The sequence below is a fragment of the Rhodococcus sp. G-MC3 genome (assembly GCF_030063335.1).
Lineage (GTDB): Bacteria > Actinomycetota > Actinomycetes > Mycobacteriales > Mycobacteriaceae > Rhodococcoides.
In genome coordinates, this window is sequence record NZ_JASISW010000018.1 from 88,890 (window position 1) to 113,339 (window position 24,450).

The 24,450-nt window shown below is 62.8% G+C and carries 24 protein-coding genes; 14 read left to right on the forward strand and 10 right to left on the reverse strand.

Translation table 11 applies throughout. From position 1 onward, the window contains the following. Positions 1-99 precede the first annotated feature (99 nt). Positions 100-423 (forward strand): WhiB family transcriptional regulator, encoded by a 324-nt coding sequence (locus QMK17_RS19065; RefSeq protein WP_283510861.1) that lies wholly within the window; start codon positions 100-102, stop codon positions 421-423. Between the two features lie 20 nt (positions 424-443). Here the strand turns inward: QMK17_RS19065 and QMK17_RS19070 are convergent, their stop codons facing one another. The 3 genes from QMK17_RS19070 to QMK17_RS19080 form a co-directional block, all read right to left on the reverse strand. Beyond that, positions 444-1,577, reverse strand: coding sequence for an ArsA family ATPase (locus tag QMK17_RS19070; RefSeq protein ID WP_283510862.1), 1,134 nt, complete (start codon positions 1,575-1,577; stop codon positions 444-446). Next, on the reverse strand, positions 1,574-2,581 hold the full coding sequence (locus QMK17_RS19075) for an ArsA family ATPase (protein ID WP_283510863.1): 1,008 nt from the start codon (positions 2,579-2,581) through the stop codon (positions 1,574-1,576). The genes QMK17_RS19070 and QMK17_RS19075 overlap by 4 nt, the downstream gene beginning before the upstream one ends. A 174-nt stretch (positions 2,582-2,755) precedes the next feature. Then, a complete protein-coding gene (locus tag QMK17_RS19080; protein ID WP_283510864.1) occupies positions 2,756-4,126 on the reverse strand; it encodes a wax ester/triacylglycerol synthase domain-containing protein in 1,371 nt (456 codons plus the stop codon). A gap of 248 nt (positions 4,127-4,374) precedes the next feature. Between QMK17_RS19080 and QMK17_RS19085 the strand changes: the two genes are divergently transcribed. Both QMK17_RS19085 and QMK17_RS19090 read left to right on the forward strand, forming a co-directional pair. Continuing rightward, positions 4,375-4,542 (forward strand): DUF4177 domain-containing protein, encoded by a 168-nt coding sequence (locus tag QMK17_RS19085; RefSeq protein ID WP_283510865.1) that lies wholly within the window; start codon positions 4,375-4,377, stop codon positions 4,540-4,542. A gap of 6 nt (positions 4,543-4,548) precedes the next feature. After that, a complete protein-coding gene (locus QMK17_RS19090; RefSeq protein ID WP_283510866.1) occupies positions 4,549-5,004 on the forward strand; it encodes a RidA family protein in 456 nt (151 codons plus the stop codon). A gap of 30 nt (positions 5,005-5,034) precedes the next feature. Here the strand turns inward: QMK17_RS19090 and QMK17_RS19095 are convergent, their stop codons facing one another. Beyond that, positions 5,035-5,898 (reverse strand): Gfo/Idh/MocA family protein, encoded by an 864-nt coding sequence (locus tag QMK17_RS19095; protein WP_283510867.1) that lies wholly within the window; start codon positions 5,896-5,898, stop codon positions 5,035-5,037. A 17-nt stretch (positions 5,899-5,915) separates the two neighbouring features. Here QMK17_RS19095 and QMK17_RS19100 point away from each other — a divergent pair, with 17 nt between their 5' ends. Then, positions 5,916-6,695, forward strand: coding sequence for an MBL fold metallo-hydrolase (locus QMK17_RS19100; protein ID WP_283510868.1), 780 nt, complete (start codon positions 5,916-5,918; stop codon positions 6,693-6,695). Here the strand turns inward: QMK17_RS19100 and QMK17_RS19105 are convergent. Continuing rightward, positions 6,692-7,366 carry a Crp/Fnr family transcriptional regulator gene (locus QMK17_RS19105; protein ID WP_019662947.1) on the reverse strand — a complete coding sequence of 225 codons (675 nt, stop codon included), beginning with the start codon at positions 7,364-7,366 and terminating at the stop codon, positions 6,692-6,694. The genes QMK17_RS19100 and QMK17_RS19105 overlap by 4 nt on opposite strands. Positions 7,367-7,617: 251 nt before the next feature. Further along, a complete protein-coding gene (locus tag QMK17_RS19110; RefSeq protein WP_283510869.1) occupies positions 7,618-7,869 on the reverse strand; it encodes a hypothetical protein in 252 nt (83 codons plus the stop codon). 161 nt (positions 7,870-8,030) lie between these two features. On the opposite strand from QMK17_RS19110, the gene nth reads away from it, so the two are divergent. Genes nth through marP form a run of 4 tightly spaced genes read left to right on the forward strand, consistent with a single transcriptional unit; the run spans position 8,031 to position 11,345 of the window. Further along, positions 8,031-8,783 (forward strand): endonuclease III, encoded by a 753-nt coding sequence (gene nth / locus QMK17_RS19115; RefSeq protein ID WP_283510894.1) that lies wholly within the window; start codon positions 8,031-8,033, stop codon positions 8,781-8,783. Continuing rightward, positions 8,780-9,439 (forward strand): TlpA family protein disulfide reductase, encoded by a 660-nt coding sequence (locus QMK17_RS19120; protein WP_442972797.1) that lies wholly within the window; start codon positions 8,780-8,782, stop codon positions 9,437-9,439. The genes nth and QMK17_RS19120 overlap by 4 nt, the downstream gene beginning before the upstream one ends. Continuing rightward, positions 9,436-10,158 carry an NUDIX hydrolase gene (locus tag QMK17_RS19125; RefSeq protein ID WP_283510870.1) on the forward strand — a complete coding sequence of 241 codons (723 nt, stop codon included), beginning with the start codon at positions 9,436-9,438 and terminating at the stop codon, positions 10,156-10,158. Before QMK17_RS19120 ends, QMK17_RS19125 begins: the two co-directional genes overlap by 4 nt. After that, positions 10,155-11,345, forward strand: coding sequence for an acid resistance serine protease MarP (marP, locus tag QMK17_RS19130; RefSeq protein WP_283510871.1), 1,191 nt, complete (start codon positions 10,155-10,157; stop codon positions 11,343-11,345). The genes QMK17_RS19125 and marP overlap by 4 nt, the downstream gene beginning before the upstream one ends. Before the next feature lie 51 nt (positions 11,346-11,396). Here marP and QMK17_RS19135 read toward each other — a convergent pair whose 3' ends face one another. Then, positions 11,397-12,326 carry an alpha/beta fold hydrolase gene (locus QMK17_RS19135; RefSeq protein ID WP_283510872.1) on the reverse strand — a complete coding sequence of 310 codons (930 nt, stop codon included), beginning with the start codon at positions 12,324-12,326 and terminating at the stop codon, positions 11,397-11,399. An 18-nt stretch (positions 12,327-12,344) separates the two neighbouring features. Continuing rightward, a complete protein-coding gene (locus QMK17_RS19140; RefSeq protein ID WP_283510873.1) occupies positions 12,345-12,845 on the reverse strand; it encodes a phage holin family protein in 501 nt (166 codons plus the stop codon). 204 nt (positions 12,846-13,049) lie between these two features. Between QMK17_RS19140 and QMK17_RS19145 the strand changes: the two genes are divergently transcribed. Further along, positions 13,050-14,423: an MFS transporter gene (locus QMK17_RS19145; protein ID WP_283510874.1), complete on the forward strand. Its 1,374-nt coding sequence runs from the start codon at positions 13,050-13,052 to the stop codon at positions 14,421-14,423. A gap of 60 nt (positions 14,424-14,483) precedes the next feature. Here QMK17_RS19145 and acs read toward each other — a convergent pair whose 3' ends face one another. Continuing rightward, positions 14,484-16,427: an acetate--CoA ligase gene (gene acs / locus QMK17_RS19150; RefSeq protein WP_283510875.1), complete on the reverse strand. Its 1,944-nt coding sequence runs from the start codon at positions 16,425-16,427 to the stop codon at positions 14,484-14,486. A 461-nt stretch (positions 16,428-16,888) separates the two neighbouring features. Between acs and QMK17_RS19155 the strand changes: the two genes are divergently transcribed. The 5 genes from QMK17_RS19155 to QMK17_RS19175 all read left to right on the forward strand — a co-directional run bounded on the left by QMK17_RS19155 (position 16,889) and on the right by QMK17_RS19175 (position 23,077). Further along, a complete protein-coding gene (locus tag QMK17_RS19155) occupies positions 16,889-18,517 on the forward strand; it encodes a peptide ABC transporter substrate-binding protein (protein WP_283510876.1) in 1,629 nt (542 codons plus the stop codon). Positions 18,518-18,672: 155 nt separating this feature from the next. Then, positions 18,673-19,599, forward strand: a complete 927-nt coding sequence (locus QMK17_RS19160) for an ABC transporter permease (RefSeq protein WP_283510877.1) — start codon at positions 18,673-18,675, stop codon at positions 19,597-19,599. After that, positions 19,592-20,551: an ABC transporter permease gene (locus tag QMK17_RS19165; protein WP_283510878.1), complete on the forward strand. Its 960-nt coding sequence runs from the start codon at positions 19,592-19,594 to the stop codon at positions 20,549-20,551. Before QMK17_RS19160 ends, QMK17_RS19165 begins: the two co-directional genes overlap by 8 nt. Positions 20,552-20,574: 23 nt before the next feature. Further along, positions 20,575-22,293 (forward strand): ABC transporter ATP-binding protein, encoded by a 1,719-nt coding sequence (locus QMK17_RS19170; RefSeq protein ID WP_283510879.1) that lies wholly within the window; start codon positions 20,575-20,577, stop codon positions 22,291-22,293. Between the two features lie 28 nt (positions 22,294-22,321). Next, positions 22,322-23,077, forward strand: coding sequence for an oxidoreductase (locus tag QMK17_RS19175; RefSeq protein WP_283510880.1), 756 nt, complete (start codon positions 22,322-22,324; stop codon positions 23,075-23,077). A gap of 385 nt (positions 23,078-23,462) precedes the next feature. Here QMK17_RS19175 and QMK17_RS19180 read toward each other — a convergent pair whose 3' ends face one another. Then, entirely contained in the window at positions 23,463-24,296 is an 834-nt protein-coding gene (locus QMK17_RS19180) for an HAD-IB family hydrolase (protein WP_283510881.1), read from the reverse strand. Positions 24,297-24,450 lie beyond the last annotated feature (154 nt).

A 24,450-nucleotide genomic window follows, 5' to 3' on the forward strand; every position in this document is an offset into this window, starting at 1 on the left:
GCAGCTCCCAAGTCCGTGTGCTTCGAGCAGTGGAACACAGGGTCGAAGAGCGTCTGGAACGTTCAGCAAGGACGTTCGAACTGCAAAGGGGTATCCGCAATGCACATGACAGCAGCGCCGACGCGGCTAGATGTGGAAGAAGCAGAAGCACGCATTGCGTGGGTGGCACAGGCCAGGTGTAAAGGCAGTGACCCCGACCAACTTTTCGTCCGGGGGGCAGCACAGCGCAAGGCGGCAACCATCTGTAGGCACTGCCCTGTGCTCATGCAGTGCGGTGCAGATGCGCTCGACAATCGCGTCGAGTTCGGGGTGTGGGGCGGTATGACGGAGCGGCAACGGCGTGCGCTGCTGAAGCAGCACCCGGAGGTCGACTCCTGGTCCGAGTTCTTCGAGTCGCAGCGCCAGCAGCAAACCGCTATCTGACGCGGCCTGTTCGGGTGGGGTCAGGCGGACCGGGTCAGCTGGTCCGCCACCGCGCCCAATGCGTGCAGGTCCGACACCTCGAACGGCAGTGACGGGACACCCACGATCGGAACCCGGGGATGCGCTGCGGTGAAGCGCCGTAAAAGCCGAAGCTCGCGCGCCGCGGTGACAGCCCTGGCCGCGTGAATCCGTAGGACGGCAGCGGTGAGCACTGCGCCGTCGTCGTCGGATTCACTCAGCTGATCTGCTGCCGTCACAGCGTGGTCGGCGGGGAGCGTGGACAGCGTGGGGTGGGTCCGGTTCAAAATCAGGCCTGCGAGCGGCATGCCTTCACTGCTGAGTCGGTCGACGAAGAACGCAGCTTCGCGCAGTGCGTCGGGTTCGGCAGCGGCGACCACGATGAAACTGGTGCCGCTCTCCCGGAGAAGCTGATACGTACGCGTCGCACGCTCACGGAAGCCGCCGAACATCGAATCCAGCGATTGCACGAAAGCGGATGCATCCGTGAGCATCTGGCTGCCGATGACTGTCGAGACGCCGCGAAGAGCCAACCCCATTGCGCTCGTTACCATTCGCGTCAGGCCGCGGCCGGGTGCCATCAGCAACCTGATGAACCGACCGTCGAGAAATGACCCGAGCCGCTGCGGAGCATCGAGAAAGTCCAGAGCGTTGCGTGAGGGCGGGGTGTCGACGACGATCAGATCCCACGTCGAATCCGCGGCCAGCTGACCCAGTTTTTCCATCGCCATGTATTCCTGAGTACCGGAGAACGACGACGCGACGGTTTGATAGAACGGGTTGGCGAGGACCTGCTGGGCTTTCTCCGGCGTGGAATGTTCGATCACCATCTCGTCGAACGTCCGGCGCATGTTGAGCATCATCGCGTGCAGTTCACCTGTCGCACCGGCCGGAAGCTTCACCGGTTGAGGCGAGTTGTCGAGTTCGTCGACGCCGAGAGCCTGCGCGAGGCGCCTGGCCGGGTCGATGGTGAGCACTACGACCTTGCGGCCCTGCTCGGCGGCCCGCAGCGCCATCGACGCAGCGGTGGTCGTCTTGCCGACGCCTCCGGCACCGCACACGACAACGATGCGCGAGGACTCGTCGGACAGGATCTTCTGAATGTCGAGGACAGTCGCTGCCACCGGTCGCGTCATTTCACACCCTGTTCTCTGAGTTCGGCGGCGAGTTCGTAAAGGCCGCCCAGGTCGACGCCGTCGGCGAGCATCGGCAAATGCATCCGTGCGGTGTCGAGTTCGTCCAGCTGTGCACCGCTGTCCACCTGCGCGGCAAGGGTCGAGGCATGCTCGATGGTCTCCGTCAGCAGGCCGGCGAAGTCATTGTCCGACAATGCAATACCGCTCTTCTCCAGGCCGCTGCGCAATGCGTCGACATCCACTGTGCCGTGTGCGGCGTCCTGCAGTGCATCGGCGGGCAGGTACGTCGGTTCGGTGCGATTGACGATGACGGTTCCCAGCCTGAGGTCGGCCGCTTCGAGCTCGCGAACTGCGTCTGCGGTCTCCTGCACTGGCAGCGCTTCCAACAAAGTCACGAGATGCACGACGGTGTCTGCCGAATGCAACAACCGCACGACGCCCTCGCTCTGCGACCGGACAGGTCCGCCCTTGGCGAGATCCGCCATTGCCTTGGTGACGTCGAGGAAGTTGCCGATACGCCCGGTCGGAGGGGAGTCGACAACCACCTCGTCGTATGCCCGCTTGCCTGCTTTGTCGGTGCGGACGACGCACTCCTTGACCTTGCCGGTCAGCAGCACATCCCGCAGTCCGGGCGCGATGGTTGTCGCGAACTCGATGGCGCCGATCTTGCGCATCGCGCGGCCCGCGAACCCGAGGTTGTAGAACATGTCGAGGTACTCGAGGAAGGCCGTCTCGATATCGATGGCAAGGGCAAACACTTCGCCGCCGCCGTCCGCCGTCGCGACTCTCGTCTCCACCGGCGGCAGTGGTGGCACATCGAAGAGTTGGGCTATGCCCTGCCGCCCCTCGACTTCCACCAATAGAACTCGCCGGCCGTCGGCGGCCAGTGCAAGCGCCAGCGCAGCGGAGACCGTCGACTTTCCGGTCCCACCCTTGCCCGAGACGAAGTGCAGTCGCGCCGCGTCGGCCTTGTCCGGCCAGCCGTCAAAACTCGAAGTACCCACATCACGACCTTATAGACGAATCGCGCACAGGCTCGGAAGAACCGCTTCGGCGATGCGTCGGAGGTCGCATCGGTCACATCTTGGACGGCTGTCGTCGCTGTCGGCGCGTACCCGTTCATGGTCTGGGATCTGTCCAGGCGGCTCACCTCCTCGGCCTTGCCACGAGTAGGTGTCTCACGAGCGTTCGGCCGTGGCTTCCACGACGTCTACTACTGCTTGCTGCAGGATCTCGGCATAGCGCGCGTGGTCGGGAAACGTGTCAGGGCATGCAGTGACACACACGGTGACGGTGTGGCCGAGACCATAGAAGCCGTGCGATAGCGAGCGTCGTGGAGCGAGCATGGGGAACCCGCCGGAGAACAGAGCCCCAGCGCCGCACAACTCCACATCCGAGGTGCCACGATCGACACTGATGACGGTCACGTTGGACTGAACGGCCTTCGGCACGGTGTGGTCGGTGCAGGCCTTTCGAGTTCTGCGCTTACTCACCGCGAGAAAGATCGGTGCGGGGATGAGGTTTTCGGCACTGATCCATCGGATCAGGAGCGGTTCGCAGACTTTCCTGCGAGAGTCAGCGAGTGAGGCGCGAATGTCGGCTGCGCGTTGGGGCAGGCCCTCGACTTCAGGATGCAGATCGACGGTTCCGTTGACCACGCGGTTCACGGCAGACCACCGTGCAGTGTCCGGAAGTGCCATTGGCACAAGAGCATTGAGAGTTGTAGGGGTAGGTTCGCTCACGCTGTCGAGATACCGTGCGGTTGCCAGGCCTACTGCTGCGAGTGCTGCCGACGTGACCGACAACGGGGTTATGTCGAACAGCTTTGGCGCACAGGGGATAACGTGGACTGCTCGGGCCGGCGTCGGATCGGCGTTGCCTGTGATCCCGGCTCGCGAAATATCCAGGTCGAGCCGGGTGAATCCTTGTGCTCGGGCACAGGCGCGACGCGCCTTCCCCGCGGACAATCTCGCGCGTAGGAGCCGGAAGGGGAGCGCGAGCGCAGCACCGACCGCGACCGGCAGGCGCACACGAGGATCGAACAGTCGGTCCGGTGCTTCTTCGAGCGCGACGGGCACCGGTGAGAACAGAAGGCGCGCGAGGCGCGACGCGCCGCGGCCGTCTACCAACGCATGGCTGACCTGAAATACGACGACGATCGCCTTGCCTCTTGCATGGGGGACTCCGTGCACGTCGTGGGCGACATGCACCCGCCACGCAGCCCTCGTGGTATCCACCGGTTCCTGCACCGTGTGGTCGAGGGTTCGCAGAAGGTCCTCCCAGGTGTGAGCAAAGATCTCGACGATTTTCGAATGTTTGGATGCGTCGTCGGCGATCCATCGGGGGAAGTCCAAGTTTCCGGGAATTTCCAGCAGACGCTTGCCGAGTTCTGGGATGCATTCGGCACGTTCGACAATGAAATCCGAGATCTCATCGAATGTGGGCTCGACTCTGCCGTCGCAGTCGAAAGCGAGGAGCACATACTGATCACGCGACACTTGATTCGACGCGTAGTGGAATGCCGCGTCGATAACGTCCAGGCGGCTCACGGATTCGACTCTCTCACAGATGGCGATGTCCCCGCATCACCGTGCTGCTCGTGCCATCTCGTCGCGATGAGCTCGAAGCACGGACGAACGATCGTTCCTTCGGCAGTATCAGCCGTCCCTAGGTGAATGCGATCGTGCTTGCGCACAATTCGAGGACACTGGGTGCGCAACGATGTGGACCGCTCGCTTACCGGGTGAACCTCGAGGCGGACGCACTGCAAAGGGACAGCCGACTAGGCTTTGCGCCCATGAGCGAAAAAGTCATCTGGGAATACTTCACCGCACCGGTCCTGATTCACGCGACCAAGCAGATCCTCGACAACTACGGCTCCGAGGGCTGGGAACTGGTCACGATCATGGCCGGCCCCAACGGCGGAGACACGCTGGTTGCGTACTTCAAGCGTCCGAAAGCCTGATCGTAAGTGGCTGCATGGAGTGAGCGGCTTGCCGAACTCGGCATCGAGCTGCCCCCTGTCGTTCCGCCGTTGGCGGCTTATATCCCGGCTGTACAGACGGGATCACTCGTCTACACCTCGGGCCAGCTGCCTCTCGTGTCCGGTGAGCTCACGGCCACCGGAAAGGTCGGCGCCGAGGTGACTGCCGAGGATGCGGCAGACGCCGCCAGGATCTGCGCGCTCAACGCCCTCGCCGCGATCAACTCGCTCGTCGGCGTCGATTCGATCAAGCGTGTCGTCAAGGTCGTCGGGTTCGTGGCTTCGGCGCCTGGCTTCACCGGTCAACCCGGGGTGATCAACGGGGCGTCGAACGTCATCGGTGAGATCTTCGGCGATGCAGGTAGGCACGCTCGTTCCGCTGTCGGCGTTTCGGAATTGCCGCTCGGCGCGCCCGTCGAGGTCGAGCTGATCGTCGAGGTTTAGGCGCTACGCGCATGTGTGCGGAAATACGTCTCAGGGGACGCATTTTCGCTCACATGCGCTGAGCACCTCCTGCAGGTCAAGGCCCCTCTGGACCGAGCAGGCATGGTCGATCCCGGACTCCACCGATTCGAGGAACTCGTCGAGCAGCACACGGAAGCATTCGGTTGCCGGTGTGGATCGATCGTCCAATGACACGACCCCGTCGCTCCCGCTCAACTCGATCCTGAACAAAGACGGTTGCACCGGGGTTGCCAGCGACATCTGCGAGGTGCTGATTGCCCCGCCCTCGTGCTCCAACATGACCGTCCACGCGTCCGCGGCGTCGTCGCGGCGACAGAAAATGACGTCGGCGATCGAGCCGAGTGTCGCGTCGAGCAGGTCGAACACGTGCGGCCCCACATCGAACAGAGCGCCGTCACGGTGGCGCCACGGTGAATACGAGTAGGCGCCGCCCAAGATGGCCCCGGACAACCACGTCCCGACGCCTGCGCTCCACTTCTTTCCGTGTGCCTCGTCGAGGAATGCCCGTGTCTCGGGCGCGAACCTGCGCGTCAGCGCAACCATTGATTGCACTCCCGCATGCCCGACCGCATCTGCGAGTCGGGTGGCGTCGTCGAGCGTCGATGCGATCGGCTTGTCCAGCAGGACATGCTTGCCGGCCTCCGCCGCGGTGATCGCAAGTCCTGCCTGCACCTCGGGCGGGACGGCGAACGCGACGGCGTCGACCTCGGCGAGCAAGGCATCGACAGTCTCGAACACGGGCGCGCCCAGGCCTACTGCGGCTTCGGGGCGGCGCGCCCACACGCCGGCGAACTCCACGCCCGGGTGTGCGGCCAGCGAGGGTGCGTGCGTGGCACTTGCCCATGGGCCCGCACCTATCAGTCCGATTCTCATGCTCCTAAGGTACGACTATGACTCTCGCGCACCCGGCTCACGGTCAGCTTCGTCAGGTCACACCCACCGCTTCGGTTCTGCTCGCCGATAACCCGGGCAAGATGACCCTCGACGGCACCAACACGTGGATTCTTCGGGCGCCGGGGAGCGAGGACATCGTCGTCGTCGATCCCGGTCCCAGGGATTCCCAACACCTCGATGCGGTGGCCGCGGTGGGCAATGTGGTTCTCGTGCTCGTGACGCATCGGCACAAGGACCACACGGGTGGGTTGAAGCGGATCCACAGGAAGTCCGGGGCGCCGGTGCGTGCACTGTCGGGCAAGTACGTGCACGGCAGCACTCCGCTGGCCGACGGTGACGTGGTCGAGGTAGCTGGACTGTCGATCGCCGTGCTCGCGACGCCGGGACACACTGCCGATTCGCTGAGCTTCGTGCTGGACGACGCCGTGTTGACCGGAGACACGATTCTGGGCCGCGGAACCACGGTGCTCGACCCCAAGGACGGAACGCTCGCCGACTACATGTCTTCGCTCGACCGGCTCGAAGCCGTTGGGGAAGGAAAAATCACGCTACCGGGGCACGGCCCCGAAGTGGCCGACACCGCTGAGGTGGCGCGCTTCTACCGAAGGCACCGCCAGACACGTCTGGCCCAGGTAAGGGCCGCTCTGGACGAGCTCGGCCAAGGCGCAAAACCCATGCAGGTTGTCAGGCACGTCTACTCGGACGTGGACAAAAAGCTGTGGCCAGCTGCGCGCATGTCCGTCAAAGCGCAGCTGACCTACCTGCGGGAAAACTAGCGCGCGCGACGCGCCAGACGCTCGGAGTCCGAGATCAGGACGCTCTTGCCTTCGAGGCGCAGCCATCCGCGGTGTGCGAAGTCGGCCAGTGCCTTGTTGACGGTTTCGCGCGATGCACCGACGAGCTGTGCGATCTCTTCCTGCGTGAGGTCGTGCGTGACGCGGAGCGAGCCGGCTTCCTGAGTGCCGAAACGCTGAGCGAGCTGCAGCAGAGCCTTTGCGACACGGCCGGGAACATCCGTGAAGATGAGGTCGGCGAGGTTGTTGTTGGTGCGGCGCAAGCGGCGAGCCAACACACGCAGCAACTGCTCGGCGATCTCGGGGCGCTGATCGATCCAAGCCTTCAGTGCGTCGCGGTCCATGCTGACGGCGCGAACCTCGGTGACCGTCGTCGCGGTGGATGTGCGGGGGCCGGGGTCGAAGATCGACAGCTCACCGAACATGTCCGACGGACCCATGATGGTCAGCAGGTTTTCGCGGCCGTCGGGCGACCGTCGACCGAGCTTGATCTTGCCGGAGACGATGATGTAGAGCCGATCACCTGGCTCTCCCTCGTTGAAGACCACATGGCCTCGAGGGAAGTCCACCGGCTGCAACTGCTTCGTCAGCGCTGCTACCGCAGAGGGCTCGACTCCTTGGAAGATGCCGGCCCGTGCCAGGACGTCGTCCACTTGCGCTCCTTTTGGGATGTCGTCGCCGCAGTCTCCTGCGTCGGCGAAAGGCGTTTCTCGCGGTGCGAACGTTCGAGCCGCAAGGCCCACCCGATTCACACCAGTAATAAAACATGACAATTATCTCGGTGAAGTCTACTTCGCCGAGATGGAAACCGAGTGATCGACGCCACCGGGATGTCGTGAAGGTTTCGCACGTAAGTCTGTGTTCATCGAAAATTGACGTAAATAGGACAAATCTGGCGTCAGTGTCAGCTTGCGCGTTGGTCCGTCAACGCCGACTCGGCCGGAACGCGGCGCCTGCGGCTGTTGAATCGGGCGAGAGCATGGGGAAAACCTTCGTTGGCGAGTGTCGCGACCTCGGACGTGCTGGCCTGATCGAGGAATTCCTGCACCTCTTGTTCGCGGACCCCGAACTTGCTCAGGCGGAACTCCACGCGCTCCATGGCGAGCGCGAACAGCATCAGGAGCACAGGGAAGAGCACTACGGCGAGTCCTTGCATACCGAGCAGTAAACACCGGGAAGGTCTCGATAAGAACACAGGGCTGATTCGTTGCCGATTCTTGTCCGTACAGTTGTGGAGTGAAATCGACAGCCTCTCCCGCGCTCGACGTGCGCAAACGCGAAGAGACAAATTTGGGGCTCGTTCGACGAGCGAGGCGGATGAACCGCGAGCTCGCGACGGCATTTCCGCACGTCTACTGCGAACTCGACTTCACAAATCCTCTCGAGCTTGCCGTCGCGACCATCCTGTCGGCTCAGTGCACCGACAAACGGGTGAACATGGTGACGCCCGCTCTCTTCGTGAGATATCGCACTGCGAAGGACTACGCCGAAGCGGACAGGACCGAACTCGAGGAATACATTCGCACTACCGGCTTCTACCGAAACAAGACGAACTCGTTGATCGGTCTCGGCACGGCACTACTGGAGAAGTTCGACGGTGAAGTGCCCGCAAACCTGAAAGACCTGGTGACACTTCCCGGCATCGGCCGCAAGACCGCCAACGTCGTCCTCGGCAACGCGTTCGACGTCCCCGGCATCACCGTCGACACTCACTTCGGCAGGCTCGTCAGGCGCTGGCAGTGGACAGACGAAGAAGACCCGGTCAAAGTCGAGCACGCGGTCGGAGCGCTCATCGAACGCAAGGAATGGACCTTGCTCTCGCATCGCGTCATCTTCCACGGCAGACGCGTGTGCCACGCGCGCAAACCGGCCTGCGGAGTCTGCATACTCGCGAAGTCTTGCCCGTCGTACGGACTCGGGCCGACCGACAAGGGTGCGGCAGCGGCTTTGGTGAAGGGACCTGAAACCGAACACCTTCTTGCGCTCGCCGGAGTGGAGCCTGCGGAACGACCGGGTCAGGCCGGAGTGGAGCCTGCGGAACGATCGGCTCAGGCCGGAATCGAATCGTGAATTCTTCTGCGGCGCGCTGGTCGTTGGCTGCTCTACTGGTTGTCGCCGCGCTCATCTACGCAATCTGGCCACGAGGTGACGATCCACAAACTGAGGCCACCGGTCCGCGGCAAGGAACCGCCATTGTCGAGGATCGTCGGGCGGGCGATACCGCGGAAGCCCTCGCCCCGCTACGCGAGCGTGCTCGACTCGCCCCATGCCCGACGCCGACCGCCGAGGGCGGATCGACCGGACCGTTGGCAGGTATCGTGCTCGAGTGCATCGGCGACGGAAGCAGCGTCGATCTCGGGGCCGCGCTCATCGGTCGTCCCACGCTGATCAACCTGTGGGCCTACTGGTGCGGACCGTGCGCCGAGGAACTGCCCCATCTGCAGGACTACGCCAGGCAAATGGAAGGACGTCTGACGGTGCTCACCGTCCACCAGGACCGCAACGAAGCGAACGGGCTGGCGAAACTGGCCGATTACGGGGTCACGTTGCCGGGCGTGCAGGACGGAACCGGCGCCATAGCAGCGGCCGTCGGCGCGCCGAGCGTCCTACCGGTGTCGATATTGATCGATGCGGATGGCAATGTCGCCAAGGTGCTTCCGCAACCATTTCGCAGTGTCGAGGAAATCGACGATGCCGTCGCCGCCAACCTCGGGATCACCGCATGAGCACTCCGCAGTGGCTGAGCCGCGTCGTCGAGGCAGCAGGCTCCGGGCGCGGCCTAGAGGACACCAGCGGCATCAATCCTGTACTGCAGCGCGCCGCCGCGGCCGGAGAGCAGACGAGGTCCGCGTCGGTTCTCGTCTTGTTCGGAGGAGCCGAAGAGGCGAACCCATCCGCTCGCGGAGGCCTTCCCGCGGACGCCGACGTTCTGCTGACTCAGCGGGCCGCGACATTGCGTCAGCACAGCGGCCAGGTTGCGTTTCCTGGTGGCGCCACCGATCCCGGTGACGACTCGCCGATCGCGACAGCTCTGCGCGAAGCGCAAGAGGAAACAGGACTGGACCCCGTAGGTGTACAGCCGCTCGCCGCGATGCCCGGGATCTACGTTCCGCCCTCTCGCTTCGACGTCGTGCCCGTCCTCGCATACTGGCGCACGCCGAGCGTCGTCGGTGTTGTCGACACGGCCGAGGCGGAGCGAGTGGTACGTGTCCCAATCGAGACACTGTTGAATCCGGACAACCGATTCCAGGTCAGGCACCCTGCCGGCTATCAGGGACCGGCGTTTGCCGTCGACGGAATGCTGGTGTGGGGCTTCACCGGCGGTATTCTTGCAGGCCTGCTCGCCGTTTCCGGATGGGAAACCGAGTGGGACACCGACGACATTCGCGATCTGGAGGCGAGCTTGGCCGCAGTAGATGTGTTGTCTGGGGGCTTCGACCGGTGACGGGTTCTGCGTGGGTCGACATCGGCGTCGTTGCAGTTGCGTTGCTGGCGGCCACATCCGGATGGCGTCAGGGCGCGGTGGCGTCGGCGATGGCATTTCTCGGCGTAATTCTCGGTGCGGTTGCAGGCATCCTGATCGCTCCGCACGTGTTGCCGCACGTCGACGGTTCACGACTGCGTGTGTTCGTCGGGATTGCCCTCATCGTGGTGTTGGTGATCATCGGGGAAGTCTCGGGGATGGTGCTCGGCCGCGCACTGCGCAGTGGAATGCACTCGCGCGGAGCCAGATCCGTCGACAGTGTCGTCGGAGCCTGCCTGCAGGCCGTCGCGGTCCTTGCCGCCGCGTGGTTGCTCGCAATTCCGTTGACATCGTCCTCGCAACCTGAAGTTGCCAGCGCAGTCCGCGGTTCTCAGGTGCTGACCAAGGTTGACGACGTTGCGCCGCAATGGCTTCGCGAGGTCCCGAAAGAATTCTCTGCACTGCTCGACACGTCAGGGCTTCCCGACGTCATCGGGCCGTTCGGTCGCACTCCCGTCGCAAATGTCGAAGCACCCGATCCAGCATTGCAGGCAAGCCCCGTCGTCGACCAGCTGCACGAGAGTGTCCTCAAGATCAGCGGCGTCGCGCCGAGTTGCCAGAAAGCACTCGAAGGATCCGGTTTCGTTGTCGGTCCAGAAACGGTGATGACCAACGCTCACGTCGTCGCGGGAACCGAAGGCGTGACCGTCGATTCCCTCGGCACTGTGCTCGACGCCGAGGTTGTGCTGTTCGATCCAGAGGAAGACGTCGCCGTACTTCGCGTTCCTGGTCTGCAGGCACCGGTGCTCAACTTCGCGCAGCAGGCGGCAGTATCGGGGGAGAGCGCGATCGTCCTCGGCTATCCAGGCGGCGGGCCGTACACAGCGAGCCCGGCCCGCGTGCGTGAGACGCTGAACCTCAGCGGACCAGACATCTACCGAACGGGCACCGTCGAGCGGCAGGTCTACACCGTCCGCGGCACCGTTCGTCAGGGTAACTCCGGCGGACCGCTCGTCGCCGAGGACGGCCAAGTCCTCGGACTGGTGTTCGGTGCAGCCGTCGACGATCCCGACACAGGTTTCGTGCTTACGGCATCCGAGATTTCCGAAGAGCTGACCCAGAGTTACAACAGTCCCGTGGCCGTCGGTACGGGAGCCTGCATAGTGTGAGCGGCTCCGCCGCATGTGCGTGGTTATACGTCCCAGGGGACGTATAACCACTCACGGACGACAGAGGGCGAGCAACTGCTCCGTCACTTCGTCGGGCGCTTCCTGATGTGCGTAGTGGCCGACGCCGTGGACGGTGTGCAGTCGCCGCTCCGGTGCCCACGAGGTGTCCGCGTCGACAGTCCGTGCCAGCACGTACGGGTCGAGTTCACCGCGGATCTGCAGCACCGGAATGGTGAGTTCCTTGGACATCGCCCTCATGAAACGCCTGCCCTCCCCGCGGAACTGGCTGCGGAAGGCCCAGCGCTGGTATTCCAGGGCGCTGTGAGCCGCGCCCGCGATGCGAATGGCGGATCGCATTTGGCGCGCAGCATCGGCGAATTCCTCGGTGCCGTGCCAGGCAGGACTCGTGCGTAGTCGAAGTAGCTGCTCGACGGCATCGCCTGCGTTCTTCGTCAGGGCACGCTCGGGCACGAGCGGGACCTGATACCGCAGAAAGGACGGTAGAAGAGCGCGCCGCTGTGCCTTGTTCCTCAGTACAGCCTGCCGCAGCGCCTTCGGGTGCGGAGACCCGATCAATCCGATCGATCGCACCATTCTCGGATGAAGAGCTGCCGTGGCCCAGCACACCAAGCCGCCGTCTGCGTGACCGATCAACGTCGCTTGGCCGTACCCGAGAGCGCGGATGAGCCCAACCACGTCACCGGCGAGGGTCCACCCGTCGTAGCCGCGAGGCGGTTTGTCGGTGTCGCCGTAACCGCGGAGGTCGACGGCAACAGCTCGATGACCGGCTTCCGTCAACGCTGTGAGTTGGTGCCGCCACGACCACCAGAAGTCTGCGAAACCGTGGAGCAGAACGACGAGCGGAGCATCGGCAGGTGCGTCCGAAGATTCGACTACGTGGAACCGAATGCCGTTCGCGTGGATGTCACGGTGTGTCCAGGGCCCGGCGAACCGGACTGTGGATGGATCTGGCGAGATCATGCCGACCGGAAATGCGTTCTACTGCTTGTAGCCGGTAATGCTGGGCGTCGACTCGTGCTGGTTCGGGAGGACGCTCGACGCCTGCTTGAGCGAATCGATTGTCTTCTCCGGCTTGCGCAGTTTCTTCACTCGCAGGTAACCGAGCAACCCCAGGATCGCTGCGACCACCAGCATGAATACGAAGACGATCAGGAACGCGGCCCAGCGCGGTAACCAGATATCCAGAGTTTCAGCGAGGAAGAAGAAGAAGAAGAAGGCGCTGAAGATGACGACCGCGAGCGCGAGAATGAAGAAGAGGCTGCCCTGCAGGCCCTTCTTGATCTCACCGGTTACCTCGGCCTTGGCGAGTTCGACTTCGGCGCGGACCAGAGTCGATACCTGGGTCGTCGCGTCCTTGACGAGATGTCCAATGCTTCCGGTGCCCGGCGCGCGATAGTCCACGTCCGAGAGCGGGATGGACGAGATGGTGTTCGGTACCCCGTCCGGGTATGTGCCATTGCCGCGATTGGTCTCGCTCAACTTCTCGACCCCTCCACTTGCTGGTGCTGGTAGTTCTCGTCCGGTTCTTCGCAGTAACACTAGTGCCGAACCAACCGGCGGTGCTGTGCGCCTGACGATTGGATGCTCTATTTGGGCATCCGCTGAAATTCTCAGGCTCTCGTCAGGTAATTTTCCTCCTCGTACATACCCTTTTTCTTTGAGTGCAACCGCAGGAGCACAACCGTGAGTACTACCTCCGCCGTCCCGGGCGACGGCACACGTGTGGCGGCCCCGGAGGTACCACGGTCTCGTATCGTCGTTGCCTCCATGGTCGGAACGTCGATCGAGTTCTTCGACTTCTACATCTACGCGACCGCCGCCGTACTCGTCTTCCCCAAGCTGTTCTTCCCCGCAGGCAACGACACGACTGCGCTGCTTGCCTCGTTCGCCACGTTCGGTCTCGCATTCGTCGCACGGCCCATCGGCTCGATCCTGTTCGGTCACTTCGGCGATCGCATCGGCCGAAAGGCGACACTCGTCGGTTCGTTGTTGACGATGGGTATCGCGACGTTCGCCATCGGCTTGCTGCCGACGTACGCGGCGGCGGGCCTGTGGGCGCCCGCGCTGCTGGCGATAATGCGCTTCACCCAGGGCGTCGGCCTCGGCGGCGAGTGGAGCGGGGCAGCACTGCTGGCCACGGAAACCGCGAAGCCCGGCAAGCGCGCCTGGGCCGCCATGTACCCGCAGCTGGGTGCGCCGATCGGCTTCTTCTTCGCCAACGGCATCTTCTTGCTCATCGTTCAGATCACCGGCTACGATTCCGCGAACTCGGGCACCGACCACGCGTTCCTCACGTGGGGCTGGCGTGTTCCGTTCTTGCTCAGCGCGGTCATGGTGATCATCGGCCTGTATGTGCGCCTGAAGCTGGAAGAGACACCCGTGTTCAAGCTCGCAGTCGAGCGTGGCCAGAAGGTCAAGACACCGCTCGCCGAGGTCTTCAAGACAAGCTGGCGTCAGCTGATCATCGGAACGTTCGTCATGCTCGCCACGTACACACTCTTCTACATCATGACTACGTGGGTGGTCAGCTACGGAACCGGCAAGGTCTCCGACGTAAATGGCCCGAAGATCACCATCGCGTATACCGACTTCCTCGAACTTCAGCTGATCGCCGTGCTGTTCTTCGCCGCCCTGATTCCGGTCGCCGGACTCCTTGCCGACAAGTACGGACGGCGTCCCACGCTCATCGTCATCACGACGGCCATCGTCGTCTTCGGGCTCTCGTTCAACTGGCTCGCAGCTCCCGAGAGTGCAACAGCGGGGCGCATGCTGGTGTTCATGTGCATCGGTCTCGGCCTGATGGGTCTGACGTTCGGCCCGATGAGTGCCGTTCTGCCCGAGCTCTTCGCGACGAACGTGCGCTACACCGGATCGGGGATCTCGTACAACACGGCGTCGATTCTCGGCGCCGCCGTTGCCCCATTCATCGCGACCTGGCTCGTGAGTAGCTACGGCGTCGGCTGGGTCGGTGTGTACCTGGCAATCGCGGCAGCGCTGACGCTGATCGCGTTGATCGTCATGAAAGAGACGCGGGACGAGCAGCTCGAAAACCTCTGAGCGCCATCGAGATAGAAATACCCCCGAGTTGCACGCAACTCGGGGGTATTTCTCTGGCCGCTAGCGGCCCTTCTTGATCGACTCGAAGACCTTCGGGTCGACGAGGGTTGAGGTGTCGCCCAGGTCGCGGCCTTCGGCGACGTCGCGGAGCAGGCGTCGCATGATCTTGCCGGATCGGGTCTTGGGGAGTTCGGGGACGATCGAGATCTCACGCGGGCGTGCGATCGGTGAAATCTCGTTGGAGACTTGAGCTTTGAGCTCTTTGATGAGATCGTCGCCGGTGTTCTCCACCCCGGCACGCAGGATGACGAATGCGACGATGCCCTGCCCGGTGGTCTCGTCGGCAGCACCGACGACAGCGGCTTCGGCGACGCCGTGGTGGCTCACGAGTGCCGATTCCACCTCTGAGGTGGAGATGCGGTGACCGGAGACATTCATGACGTCGTCGACGCGTCCGAGTACCCACAGGGCACCGTCGTCGTCGTACTTGGCGCCATCGCCTGCGAAGTACCAGCCCTCTTCGGCGTAACGGGACCAGTAGGTGTCCTTGTAGCGTTCCATGTCGCCCCAGATGCCGCGGAGCATCGCAGGCCACGGCTGGTCGAGGACGAGATAACCGTTGCCGCCGTTGCCGAGTGGCTTGGCGTCGTCGTCGACGATCTTCGCTGAAATCCCGGGAAGCGGTGTCATTGCCGAACCTGGTTTGGTGGAGGTGACGCCGGGGAGCGGGGAGATCATGATCGCACCGGTCTCGGTCTGCCACCAGGTGTCGACGATCGGTGCGGTGCCACCGCCGACGACGTCGCGGAACCAACGCCACGCCTCGGGGTTGATGGGTTCGCCGACGGATCCGAGAAGACGAATGCTGGTGAGGTCGTGGGCCTCGGGAATTTCCTTGCCCCACTTCATGAACGTACGAACCAGAGTGGGGGAGGTGTAGTAGATCGACACCTTGTACTTCTCGATGACGTTCCAATGGCGGTGCTCGTCGGGGGAATTGGGGGTGCCCTCGTAGACGACCTGCGTGGCGCGGTTGGAGAGCGGTCCGTAGACGATGTAGGAATGTCCTGTGACCCAACCGATGTCGGCGGTGCACCAGTAGACGTCCTTGCCTGGCTTGTGGTCGAAGACGTTGTGGTGGGTGTACGAGGTTTGCGTCAGGTAGCCGCCGGAGGTGTGGATGATGCCCTTGGGCTTACCGGTGGTGCCGGAGGTGTAAAGGATGAAGAGGGGGTGCTCGGCCGGGAACGGCTGGGCCTCGTGTTCCTTGGATGCGTTCGCGACGCTCTCGTGCCACCAGAGGTCGCGGCCTTCGGTCCAGGAGACTTCGGAATCGGTGCGCTTGACCACAAGGACGTTCTGGATGGACTCCGCGCCGTCGACAGCCTGGTCGACGGTGTCCTTGATCGGGGCGGGCTTGCCACGTCGCCACTGGCCGTCGGTGGTGATGACGAGTTTGGCTTCGGCGTCGTCGATGCGTGAGCGCAGCGCGGTGGCGGAGAAGCCGGCGAAGACGACGGAGTGGGTCAGGCCCAGGCGTGCGCACGCGAGGATGGAGACGATGGCTTCGGGGATCATCGGCATGTAGATCGCGACGCGGTCGCCGGAGACGAGGCCCAGTTCGGTGAGGGTGTTCGCGGCTTGGCTGACCTCGGCTAGCAGGTCGGAGTAGGTGACGTCGCGGCTGTCGCCTGGCTCACCCTCCCAGTGGATGGCTACCTGGTCGCCGTGTCCGTCGAGGACGTGGCGGTCGACGCAGTTGTAGGCGACGTTGAGTTCTCCGTCGGCGAACCATTTGGCGACGGGAGCGTCGGACCAGTCCAGTACCTCGGTGAACGGGGTGTGCCAGTGCAGGCGGCGTGCTTGCTCGGCCCAGAACGCCAGAGGATCCTTCTCGGCTTCGGCGTAGAGGTCAGCCGTGGCGTTCGCCTGCGCGGCGAACTCCGCTGAGGGTGGGTAGGAGTCCGCCACACTGTCGGGGGCTCCAGAGGTACTGGTCGTCATCTCGAATAGCTCTCTCTCATCCGTGAATGTGGGGCCTTTCAATGCCACCACGGGCCACACGTATCGGCCCTCTTGCAGCCCTTGTGAGGGTAGTCACATGTGAGTGCGATCGCATCGTTGCATCGCGGTGCAACCCTCTGATCTGCGGTGATCGGTTGGTTTGACGCGGTGGGCGGTACCGAGGGCTCTCCGGTTGGACCGGTCCTGCCGGAGGGCCTCCCATCCCTCGGGAAATGACTTGCCGAAAAGTTTCGAACGTGTTTCGTACGACGCGATGGTCGACAGAAACATGGGGGAGTTCACATGTTCGTATCGGGATGTGTCTAAAGTCCTCGTTATTGAGATCGTTGCCACGGCAAACTACGCCGAGGCTTGCGGTCGCCCATGAATCCCTCGGGCGTCGCGCCTGAAGGGATCGGACACGGCCACAGCCGTGCCCGCACCTGAGATGGAGGGTTATTTTGCGTGTCAAACGCATAGCGACTGTCGCAGTAGCGTCAGTCCTCGGCTTGTCCCTGATTGCTGCGTGCAGCAGCGGCTCCGACAGCAGCGGAGGCGGATCCGGAGACGGCTCCGCAATCGTCAACGCATGGAGCGGCGAGCCCCAGAATCCGCTTGTTCCGACCAACACCAGCGAGAACACCGGTGGACGGGTCGTTGACTCGGTCTTCGCGGGTCTCGTTTCGTACACCCCGGAGGGTGGCGTCGAGAACGAGGTTGCCGAGTCCATCGACTCGACCGACGGTCAAAATTACACCATCACGCTGAAGGACGGTTGGACCTTCACCAACGGCACGCCTGTCACAGCGAAGTCGTTCGTCGACGCGTGGAACTACGGCGCACTGTCGACCAATGCACAGCTGCAGGGCTCGTTCTTCGATCCGATCCAGGGATACGACGAGGTTGCCGCCGAGAACCCTTCCGTCCAGACGATGTCCGGACTGAAGGTCGTCGACGACAAGACGTTCACCATCGCGCTCAAGCAACCAGAGGCAGCGTTCCCTGATCGTCTCGGCTTTGCCGCTTACTACCCGCTGCCCGAGGTCGCCTACACCGACATGGCAGCGTTCGGCGAGAACCCGATCGGTAACGGTCCGTACAAGTTCGCGTCGGACGGCGCGTGGCAGCACAACGTCCGCATCGATCTGATCACCAACCCGGACTACGACGGAAACCGCAAACCGGCCAACGGCGGCGTCAGCTTCATCCTCTACAGCAACCTGGACACTGCGTACACGGACCTGCTGTCGAACAACGTCGACGTTCTCGACAACGTCCCGCCCTCGGCTGTGACCACGTTCGAGACCGATCTGCCCGGACGCACGGTCAACCAGCCGTCGGCCAGCATCGAGACGTTCACCATCCCGTCCCGCCTCGCCCACTTCGGTGGAGAGGAAGGCGTGCTGCGTCGTCAGGCAATTTCGAAGTCGATCAACCGTGACCAGATCACCGAGCAGATCTTCAACAAGACCCGGACGCCTGCAAAGGATTACACCAGTCCCGCCATCGAAGGCTGGTCCGGTGACCTGAGCGACGTCACCAACGTCGAATACGATCCCGACGCGGCAAAGGCACTGTGGGCCAAGGCCGACGCCATCGCGCCGTGGACCGGCAGCTTCGCCATCGCGTACAACTCCGATGGTGGACACCAGGAATGGGTCGACGCTGTCACCAACAGCATCCGCAACACCCTCGGCATCGAGGCACAGGGCGCTCCATACCCGACGTTCGCGCAGCTCCGTACCGAGGCGACCAATCGCACCATCCAGACCGCGTTCCGCTCGGGCTGGCAGGGCGACTACCCGCAGCAGTACGGTTTCCTCGCACAGAACTACCAGACCGGTGGCAGCTCCAACGACGGCGACTACTCGAACCCCGAGTTCGACCGTCTGCTTCGCGAGTCTGCAGGCGAAACGGACAAGGGCAAAGCGCAGGACCTGGTCAACCAGGCCCAGGAAATCCTGCTGAACGATCTGCCCGCAGTGCCGAACTGGTACCGCAATGCAGCCAGCGGATGGTCCGAGAACGTGACCAACGTGAAGATCGGCTGGGACGGAATCCCGATCTACAACGAGATCGAGAAGAACTGATCCCCTTCTTCACACCTTCATGAGACCGAGCAGGGCGGTGGGTCTTTCACCTACCGTCCTGCTCGTTTGCTTGCCCCCACACTTCTTGACGTCCGACTGCGCTCGATAGTTGAACGCGGCGGTGATGTCCACCTTCCTCCTAAGGAGGTGATCCGGTGCTCTGGTACATCGGACGCCGAATACTTCAGATGATCCCCGTATTCATCGGGGCTACATTCTTGATCTACGCCATGGTCTTCCTGCTGCCGGGCGATCCCATCGCCGCGCTCGCCGGAGACAAAGCCATCAGCCCGGCCGTCGCCGATCAGCTTCGTGCCCGCTACAACCTCGACCAGCCGTTCATCGTGCAGTATCTGCTGTATCTGAAGGGCATCTTCACTCTCGACTTCGGTATGTCATTCTCCGGCAGACCAGTCAGCGAAGTTCTCGCACAGGCGTTTCCGATCACGATCAAGCTGGCATCGATGGCGCTGGTCATCGAAGCGGTATTCGGGATCGGATTCGGTCTGATCGCGGGTCTGCGTAAGGGAAAGCTTTTCGACAGCTCGGTCCTCGTCGTAAGCCTCGTGCTCATCGCGATTCCGATCTTCGTCATCGGCTTCCTCGCCCAGTACTTTGTCGGCATCAAGTGGGGCATCGTCCCCCCGACGGTCGGTGGCAACACGAGTTTCAAGAATCTGTTGCTGCCTGCGTTCGTTCTCGCGTCGGTGTCCTTCGCGTACATCGTCAGGCTCACGCGCACTTCGGTGGCCGAGAACCTCAGCGCAGACTTCGTCAGAACTGCTACGGCAAAGGGCCTTTCACGTAGGCGAGTAGTCAACGCGCACGTTCTGCGCAACTCCTTGATCCCGGTCGTCACGTTCCTCGGTGCCGACCTCGCGGGCCTCATGGCAGGCGCGATCATCACCGAGGGAATCTTCAACATCAACGGCGTCGGGGGCACGATCTACCAAGCCGTCATTCGAGGCGAGGCCCCGACCGTCGTCTCGTTCGTGACGGTCCTGATCGTGGTGTACCTCGTTGCCAACCTCGTCGTCGATCTTCTTTATGCAGCGCTCGACCCAAGGATTCGCTATGCCTGAGCCCACTTCGAAGTCCGGACGCGATGTCCGGCAAGCGCATTTCGTCGAGTCCGACGAGGTGATCGACGTCAGCCAGACCGACGCTGTGAACATCGACGAGGCCCCGGCCAGTATCTGGAAAGACGCTTGGCGCAGCCTGCGTACGCGTCCGATCTTCATCGTCTCGGCGGTCATAATTCTCACGGTGCTCGTCGTTGCGGCGTTCCCGAGTCTGTTCACGAGCACCGACCCGCGCTACTGCAACCTGGATTTCAGCATGCAGGGACCGGGTGGTGGACACATCTTCGGGTTCGATCGCCAGGGTTGCGACATATACGCCCGCACCATCTTCGGTGCACGGGCATCGGTGCTGACAGGTGTCGGCACGACATTCCTCGTCGTCGTGATCGGCGTTCTCTTCGGCGCCTTCGCGGGATTCTATGGTGGATGGGCAGATTCGCTTCTGTCGCGTCTGACGGACATCTTCTTCGGTGTCCCGCTGATCCTTGCGGCAATTGTCCTGATGCAGCTGTTCACCGACCGCACGATCTGGACAGTGGTGCTTGTTCTTTCGCTGTTCGGTTGGCCGCAGATGGCTCGCATCACGCGAGGTGCTGTGCTTTCGGCGAAGAACAACGACTACGTGATGGCATCCCGCGCCCTCGGTGTATCGCGGGTGCGCACATTGATTCGACACGTCCTGCCGAACTCGATGGCTCCGATCATCGTCGTCACGACGATCTCCCTCGGCACGTTCATCGTCGCCGAGGCGACTCTCTCGTTCCTCGGTATTGGCCTTCCGCCCACCGAGGTCTCGTGGGGAGGTGACATCAGTGCCGCTCAGGTGACCCTCCGTTCAGGGTCCACCATTCTGTTCTATCCCGCCGCGGCACTGGCAATCACCGTCCTCGGCTTCATCATGATGGGCGACGCCTTGCGCGACGCCCTCGACCCCAAAGCCCGGAAGCGGTGAGCGACCGCATGAATGAGGAAGCGATGAGTATCGATTCGAGCGCGGTGGAACAGCCACTGCTGGACATCAAGAACCTCGAAGTGGCTTTCACCTCGAACGCCGGTCCGGTACCGGCGGTTCGAGGTGTCAGCCTGACCGTCTACCCGGGCCAAACCGTTGCGATCGTCGGTGAGTCGGGTTCCGGCAAGTCGACGACGGCACACGCCATCATCAATCTCCTTCCGGGCACCGGAACGGTGACCGCCGGAGAAATCTGGTTCGACGGCAAGGACCTGGCGAAGGCGAAGGAGAAGGAATTCGTCGACGTCCGCGGAAACCAGATCGGCCTGGTTCCGCAGGACCCGATGTCCAACCTCAATCCGGTGTGGAAGATCGGGTACCAAATCGAGGAGGCGTTGACGGCCAACGGAATTGCGAAGGGCAAGGCCGCGAAGACTCGCGCCATCGAACTCCTCGAAGAGGCTGGTCTCTCAGACTCGGAGAAGCGCGTCAATCAGTATCCGCACGAGTTCTCCGGCGGTATGCGGCAACGTGCACTCATCGCGATCGGTCTGGCTGCCCGGCCGAAGTTGCTCATCGCCGACGAGCCGACATCAGCCCTCGACGTGACGGTGCAGCGTCAGATTCTCGATCACCTCGAAGGTCTGACCAAGGAACTCGGCACGGCGGTCCTGCTCATCACTCACGATCTCGGTCTCGCCGCTGAGCGGGCATCGCATCTGGTGGTCATGAGCAAGGGCCGAATTGTGGAATCTGGTCCGGCGCTGGAGATCCTGCAGAATCCGCAGCATCCGTACACCAAGAAATTGGTATCGGCTGCACCCTCGCTGGCATCTCAGCGCCTGACGTCCTCGGTCGCCCGCAAGGAGATCGTCGCCCAGGCCAGGGAGGTGGCCGAGGAGGTCGTCGCGGTAGAGGTCGACGCGGCATTCGAGCCGGCCATCGATACCGTACTCGTCGTCGACAAGCTGACCAAGCAGTTCAAACTGCGTGGCGGCGGCCCGTTCAAGTCGACGCTGTTCACTGCGGTCAAGGATGTCTCCTTCAAGGTGACACGTGGTACCACAACTGCAATCGTCGGTGAGTCTGGATCAGGCAAATCGACTGTAGCGCAGATGGTTCTGGGCTTGCTCGATCCCACCGAGGGTGCCGTGCAGTTCGACGGCCGCGACGTCGCCGGATTGAGCAACAGGGATGCGTTCGCGTTCCGTCGCCGAGTGCAGCCGATCTTCCAGAATCCCTATGGCTCACTGGACCCGATGTATTCGATCTATCGCACCATCGAAGAACCGCTTCGCACCCACAAGGTCGGTTCGAAGCAGGAGCGCGAAGCGCGGGTCCGCGATCTGCTCGATAAGGTGTCATTGCCTGCTTCGGTGATGCGCCGATTCCCGAACGAGCTGTCCGGAGGTCAGCGTCAGCGTGTCGCCATCGCGCGTGCACTGGCGTTGCAACCCGAGATGGTCATCTGCGACGAGGCCGTGTCCGCATTGGACGTTCTCGTTCAGGCTCAGATCCTCGAGCTGCTCAACGATCTGCAGGCAGAGCTGGGACTTACGTACCTGTTCATCACTCACGACCTTGCCGTCGTCCGGCAGATCGCCGACGATGTCCTGGTCATGCGGTCGGGTGAGATCGTCGAGGCAGCGAAGACCGACGAGGTCTTCCAGAACCCGCAGCAGGAATACACCCAGCGTTTGCTCTCGGCAATCCCCGGTGGGTCCATTCCGCTCGGAGCTTGACCGGTTCGAGGGGGTACCGTCGTTTTCCGTGACGGACCCCCTCGCACCCTTGCTCGAACTTCCCGGCGTCGTCGACGCGGCCGAACGGGCACGTGATGCTCTCGGCGCAGTCCACCGCCACAAAGCCAATCGTCGCGGATGGCCTGCGACGGCCGCCGAAGCCGCCGTCCGTGCCGCGCGTTCGTCGTCCGCTCTCGAAGGCGGTTCGATGGATTTCCCTCGCGAGGGGGAGGACGGCGATCCGATTCTCGCGGGGTCGCTCCGCGTGGCGTCTGCCCTGGACGGTGACGCACTGCAAAACATGTTGCCCATCTGGAAGCGGGCGCCGCTCCAGGCGCTCGCGCGTCTTCACCTTCTCGCTGCGGCCGATCTGGTGGCCGACGAAGCTTCCCTCGGGCGTCCTAGGTCCGATGCAGGCATAGGAGAGCGCCTCGACTTCCTGGCTCAACTGGTCACCGGCGGAACTGCGGCACCCGCTCCCGTTATCGCGGCGATCGTGCACGGAGAAATATTGACGTTGACACCGTTCGGTTCGGCCGACGGAATAGTCGCCCGTGCCGCATCCCGATTGGTGGCGACGTCGTCGGGACTCGATCCGCACAATCTGGGGGTCCCCGAAGTAAGTTGGATGCGTCGCGCACAGGCGTATCGCGATGGCGCCGCCGGCTTCGCTTCCGGTACCGCGTCTGGAGTCGGCAGCTGGGTCATCTACTGCTGCGGCGCGATCGAAGCGGGTGCGATGGAAGCGACGTCGATCGCCGAGGCTGCAGTAGCGGATAAGTAACTGCGGTCCGGCTGGGTGGCGGCACGTAAAAGGGCGGCGTCGTCGAGGTGAGTCGACTTCGCCGCCCGTTAGCACGGACTAACCGGTTACCAAGCGTGCAAAGGTGGGCTGTGGCGATCTGTGTGATCGCGAGGCCTCGGCGTAGTTTCGGTGAAGTAGGAGGTCATCCCTGCAACCGGTGCAGGGTTCTTGCTGCTGCTTACCGAAACTCGCAGGCCCACAGCGCTTCTGCCCTGTCAGCGGCGCGCTCCGCGTGGGTGCCTGATGTCCGTGCTGGGAATCCTGGTCGGGAGAAACGAACCTTCTCTTCCGGTTCGATCTTGGCCTTCCGTTCTTCCGTATGTCCTTTGTACCCCGTGACGGCGCTCACATCAAGGGTTTGGGGTCAGCGTTTTCCGCGAAGCAGTCCGTAGGTGATCGCGCCGGCGGCCAGAGCGCTCAAACCGACTGCGGCACTTGCCGCTACGGCTGTTCCAGAAGGTTTCTGTAGGCGTGACCGCAGCGACACGGGGTTGGAGAACGTCAAAATCGGCCAGCCGAGAGAAGCCGCTTCTTTACGTAGAGCGCGATCGGGGTTGACCGCTGTCGGATGGCCGACAGCATGCAGCATGGGGAGATCGGTCATGGAATCGGAGTAGGCGAACGACTGCGACAGGTCGTAGTTTCGTGACGTGGCAAGCGTGTTCATTGCCTCGACCTTTCCTTCGCCGTAGCAGTAGAACTCGACTGTTCCGTTGTAGCGTCCGTTCTCCACCTCCATGCGTGTCGCGGTGCTGATGTCCGCGCCGAGGGCTTCGGCGATAGGGCCGACGATTTCTTCGCCCGACGCCGATACGACAACGATGTCGTGGCCGCGAAGTTTGTGGTCGGCGATCAAGTCAGCGGCTTCCGCGAACACGAGCGGATCGACTATGTCGTGCAACGTTTCTGCAACGATCGATCGGACTTGTTCGACGTCCCAACCGGCGCACATGCTCGCGATGTGGGCCCGCATTCGCTCCATCTGATCGTGGTCTGCGCCGGAGAGTAGGAAAAGAAACTGGGCATAGCTGCTCTTCAATACCGCGCGGCGGTTTATCAGCCCTTGATCGAAGAATGGTTTGGAGAATGCGAGGGTGCTCGACTTGGCGATAATTGTCTTGTCCAGGTCGAAGAACGCTGCAATTGTTCCGGTGGGCTGTGCGGATTCGGCGGCGTCTGTGCTGGCGCTGGGGGTCACGGTTCTCACAATAGAGGCCGAACATGTCTCTTCGATGTCTCACCTGCGTTCGACCCCGCGATTTCCGAATGTTGAACTTGCAAACAGCGCGTGCGCCAGGTGTAGTATTGGCACAGTCCGATTCAGTTCGGATGTGTTCAGCCCGACCCCCCGG

Coding starts and splice junctions, on each gene's coding strand:
- QMK17_RS19065 (WP_283510861.1), top strand. CDS start 100: ATGCACATGACAGCAGCGCCGACGCGGCTAGATGTGGAAGAAGCAGAA.
- QMK17_RS19070 (WP_283510862.1), bottom strand. CDS start 1,577: ATGACGCGACCGGTGGCAGCGACTGTCCTCGACATTCAGAAGATCCTG.
- QMK17_RS19085 (WP_283510865.1), top strand. CDS start 4,375: ATGAGCGAAAAAGTCATCTGGGAATACTTCACCGCACCGGTCCTGATT.
- QMK17_RS19095 (WP_283510867.1), bottom strand. CDS start 5,898: ATGAGAATCGGACTGATAGGTGCGGGCCCATGGGCAAGTGCCACGCAC.
- QMK17_RS19100 (WP_283510868.1), top strand. CDS start 5,916: ATGACTCTCGCGCACCCGGCTCACGGTCAGCTTCGTCAGGTCACACCC.
- QMK17_RS19110 (WP_283510869.1), bottom strand. CDS start 7,869: ATGCAAGGACTCGCCGTAGTGCTCTTCCCTGTGCTCCTGATGCTGTTC.
- nth (WP_283510894.1), top strand. CDS start 8,031: ATGAACCGCGAGCTCGCGACGGCATTTCCGCACGTCTACTGCGAACTC.
- QMK17_RS19125 (WP_283510870.1), top strand. CDS start 9,436: ATGAGCACTCCGCAGTGGCTGAGCCGCGTCGTCGAGGCAGCAGGCTCC.
- QMK17_RS19135 (WP_283510872.1), bottom strand. CDS start 12,326: ATGATCTCGCCAGATCCATCCACAGTCCGGTTCGCCGGGCCCTGGACA.
- acs (WP_283510875.1), bottom strand. CDS start 16,427: ATGACGACCAGTACCTCTGGAGCCCCCGACAGTGTGGCGGACTCCTAC.
- QMK17_RS19165 (WP_283510878.1), top strand. CDS start 19,592: ATGCCTGAGCCCACTTCGAAGTCCGGACGCGATGTCCGGCAAGCGCAT.
- QMK17_RS19170 (WP_283510879.1), top strand. CDS start 20,575: ATGAGTATCGATTCGAGCGCGGTGGAACAGCCACTGCTGGACATCAAG.